Annotated in this window: 3 protein-coding genes; all 3 read left to right on the forward strand. The window is 70.8% G+C overall.

The features are described from left to right. Window positions 1-2,230 (forward strand): TonB-dependent siderophore receptor (locus AC27VN_RS34585; RefSeq protein ID WP_490879520.1); only part of this gene is annotated, 2,230 nt, incomplete at its 5' end. A 74-nt stretch (window positions 2,231-2,304) separates the two neighbouring features. Continuing rightward, window positions 2,305-2,850: a nucleotidyltransferase family protein gene (locus AC27VN_RS34590; RefSeq protein WP_490879521.1), complete on the forward strand. Its 546-nt coding sequence runs from the start codon at window positions 2,305-2,307 to the stop codon at window positions 2,848-2,850. A 148-nt stretch (window positions 2,851-2,998) separates the two neighbouring features. Next, window positions 2,999-4,086 (forward strand): ankyrin repeat domain-containing protein (locus AC27VN_RS34595; protein WP_490879522.1); only part of this gene is annotated, 1,088 nt, incomplete at its 3' end.

The following is a 4,086-nucleotide window of genomic DNA, read 5'->3' on the forward strand; positions in this document are numbered from 1 at the left end:
CTACGGCTTCGCGAGCGCGAACGGCATCACGCTGTCCTTCGATCCCGCGCTGACCGAGGGCCTGCGTTCGCCCGGCCTCGAAGGCGGCCAGGGCATCGAGCAGGGCCTGCGGCGTCTGCTGACTGGCAGCGGCCTCGAGGCGGTGCCGGTCGCGCCCGGTAACTACCGCCTGCGCAAGGCGGTGGCCGATGGCGCCGCGGCATCGGGCGACGGTGGCCTGGCCCCCGTGGTGGTGACCGCGCGCGGCGAGCGCAGCGCGCTCACCGAAGGCAGCGGCTCCTATGCCGCCCGCGCCGTGACCGTGGCCGGCAAGACGCCCACGCCATGGAAGGACGTGCCGAACTCGGTCTCGGTCATCACCCGCCAGCAGATGGACGACCAGAACATGACCACGGTCGAGGACGCGCTGCGCCAGACCGTCGGCGTCACCGCCATTCCCTACGGCGACGGCACCGCCTATTTCCAGTCGCGCGGCTATGCCTCCGAGGTGCAGTACGACGGCCTGCCGTTCAACAACGGCATCCAGTACCTGCGCCAGTTCGACCTCTCGATGTACGACCGCGTCGAGGTGTTCCGCGGTCCCGCCGGCGTGCTGCAGGGATCGGGCACGCCGGCCGGCACCGTGAACCTGGTGCGCAAGCGGCCGCTGGCCGAGCCCGCGATCTCGGGCCTGCTGTCGGCCGGCTCGTGGAACCAGCACCGTGGCGAGATCGACATCAGCCGCCCGCTCAACGAAGCCGGCACGGTGCGCGGCCGCGCGCTGCTGTCCTCCGAGGGCGGCGACAGCTTCCGCACCCAGGGCACGAGCCGCCACACGCTGGGCTATGCGATCGTCGAGGCCGACCTCGGTCCGCGCTCGACGCTGAGCCTGTCGGGCAGCGTGCAGCCCCAGCACGACCGCGGCATCGACTACGGCCCCGGCACCTACACCAACGGCAGTTTCCTCAACGCGCCGCGCAAGACCTTCTTCGGCACCGACTGGAGCGGCAGCTCGGGCACAGCCAAGGAGGTCTACGCCGAGTTCGTGCACCGCTTCGACGACGACTGGGTCGCGAAGGCCGCCTACATCCGGCGCAGCATCGACGGCGACTCGCGCTACGGCTACATCAACGGCCTGGTGCGCCTCGACAACCGCGCGGCCTACACGCTGCAGGCGCAGAGCGGCGAGACCACCTGGCAGGGGCTGGACCTGAACCTCGCGGGCAGCTTCAGGCTGTGGGGCCGCAAGCATGACCTGCTGATCGGCGCCAACCACTCGAAGCGCGACGAGACCTCGCTCTCGGGCTCGGTCGGCATCCCGCAGGTCGACATCTACAACCTCCACGTTCCCGACCGCCCGATCCCGTTCCGCTTCGGCAGCAACACGCGCAGCGAGCAGAGCGGCCTCTACGGCCAGACGCGGCTGCGGCTCGCCGACCCGCTCACGCTGGTGCTCGGCGGCCGCGTGAGCCATTACCAGAGCGAGAGCCAGACGCTGCTGCCCACGCCCGGCGCATGGAAGAGCGACGCCGGCGGCGTGAATCACAAGTTCTCGCCCTATGGCGGCCTGGTCTACGAGCTGCGGCCCGACATCTCGGTCTACGGCAGCTACAGCGACATCTTCATTCCGCAGACGCAGCTCGCGGTGGGCAATGCCGCGCTGCTGCCGCGCGTCGGCCGCCAGTTCGAGATCGGCACCAAGGGCAGCTTCATGGACGGTCGCCTCAATGCCTCGCTGGCCGCCTTCCGCATCGAGGACCGCAACCGCGCCGTCACCGACCCCGACAACCCCGGCTTCTTCGTCGCCGAGGGCAAGGTCCGCAGCCAGGGCTGGGAGGCCGAGGTCTCGGGCCGCCTCGCGCGCGGCTGGGACCTCTACGCGGGCTACACCCGGCTCGACACGCGCTACGCCGACGACCCGAGCAATGCCGGCAAGCCCTTCTCGAGCGAGGAGCCCAGGCACACCGTCAAGCTCTGGGCGCGCTACGAGTTCCAGCAGCCTTCGGTCGCGGGCCTGCATGTGGGCCTGGGCGTGCGCGCCGTCAGCAAGACCGACCGTGGCGCGGCCGTGCAGGGCGGCTATGCCGTGGCCGATGCGCAGGTCGGCTACCGTTTCAACAAAAACCTGTCGCTGACGCTCGACGTGCACAACCTGTTCGATCGCGTCTACTACGCGCGGCTGCCTTCGCGCTTCTACAGCGTGTATGGCGATCCGCGCAATGTGCGGCTGACCTTGCGCGCGAGCTATTGAGATCGCGCGTGGATCCGGGGCGCGGAGACGGCGCAGAATGCCGGGCTTCCGATCGCAGCCGATTCCCCGTTTCCATGCACGACCGCTTCCTCGACGACATCCGCCGCAACCCGAACAACCGCGCCATCCTCGAGCGCTGGGATGCGCTGGCCTTGCCCGACGGCTGGCTGGTCGCGGGCTGCCTGTTCCAGACCGTCTGGAACCTGCGCTCGGGCGACGCGCCGGCGTCGCGGATCAAGGACTACGACCTGTTCTACTTCGATGCCGAGGACCGGAGCCAGGCCGGCGAGGCGCGCGTGCAGGCGCGTGCCGATGCGCTGCTCGGCGACCTGGGCATCGAGGTCGAGGTGGCGAACCAGGCGCGCGTGCATCTCTGGTACGAATCGCACTTCGGCGAGCGCTACGACGCGCTGCACAGCGCGCGCGACGGCATCGACCGCTTCCTCGTGCCCGCCACCTGCGTCGGCGTGCGGCCCGGCGAGCTCTATGCGCCGAACGGGCTGGAACTGCTGTATGAGGGCGTGCTCACGATGAATCCGCTGGTGCCGCACCGCGAACTGTTCGAGCGCAAGGCGGCCTCGTACCGCGCGCGCTGGCCGTGGCTGCGCATCGAAGCCTGAGCGATGCGCTACCATCCGGCCCGCGGTTGCAAGCCGCGCCCGGGCCCGCGGGAAGGGTTGAACCCACTTGCCTTCGCACGCTGAGCAACCAGCAGTCCTTTGTGCAGCCGAATTTGCGGGTCTTCGGCGTCGATGCACGGAGGTTCCTGTGAAGCGCATCCCCCCTCGGCCCGACCTGGGCCATCTCAAGAAGCAAGCCAAGACGCTGCTGTCGTCCTACCGCCAGGGCGACGCGGCGGCCATCGCGCAGTTTCGCGCGCACCTGCCGGCCGCGGCCGCAAGGAGCGACGCGGCCATCGCCGCGATGGACCTGCGATTGCACGACGCGCAGTCGTGCATCGCGCGCGAATACGGCTTCGTCTCCTGGCCCGACCTGCAGGGCTTCGTGCTCGCGCGCCAGGCGGCCGTGGCCGATCCCGCGAAGGCACTGCGGCATTGGCTCGGCCTGGTCTATGCGGGCGACGTGGCCGGCGGCACCCACCGCGCGCGGCCCGCGGTGGCCGAGCGGCTGCTCGCCGAAACGCCGCAACTGCTGGGCGACGATCCCTGGCTGGCCTGCGCCATCGGCGACGAGGCCGCGCTGCGCGCCGCGATCGCGCGCGATCCCTCGTGGGTGCATCGCGCGGGCGGACCACTGAAGCTGCCGCCGCTGGTAGCCGTCACGCACTCGGCCTTCCTGCAATTGCCGGCCTACCGCGAACGCATGCGCGCCTGCGTGCGCCTGCTGCTCGCGGCCGGTGCGCAGGCCGACCAGTCCATCGGCAACCGCTGGCCGCCCGCATCGCTGGACACGCCCAACGAAGACGAGCGGCTGAGCGCGCTGTACGGCGCGGCCGGCCAGCAGCGCGATCCCGAGACCACGCGGCTGCTGCTCGATGCCGGTGCCGATCCCGACGACAACGAGTCGCTCTACCACTCGCTCGAGAACCGCGCCTGCACCGCGCTGTTGCTCGCGGCGGGTGCGCGCGTGACCGGCACCAACGCGCTCTACCGCGTGCTCGACCTCGACGACGTCGAGGCGCTGAAGCTGCTGCTCGCCCATGGCGGCGATGCCAACGAGGGCGCCGGCGGCGCGCCGACCCACGAATGGGGCACGCCGTTGCTGTGGGCGATCCGCCGCCGCCGTTCGCCGGCCCACATCGAAGCCCTGCTGGCCGCGGGGGCCGATGCATCGGTGCGCACGCGCGAGGGCATCGATGCGCGCACCTTGGCGCTGCGCTTCGGGCTGGTCGAGGT

This window comes from Variovorax sp. 20P10.2.4 (assembly GCF_058244205.1).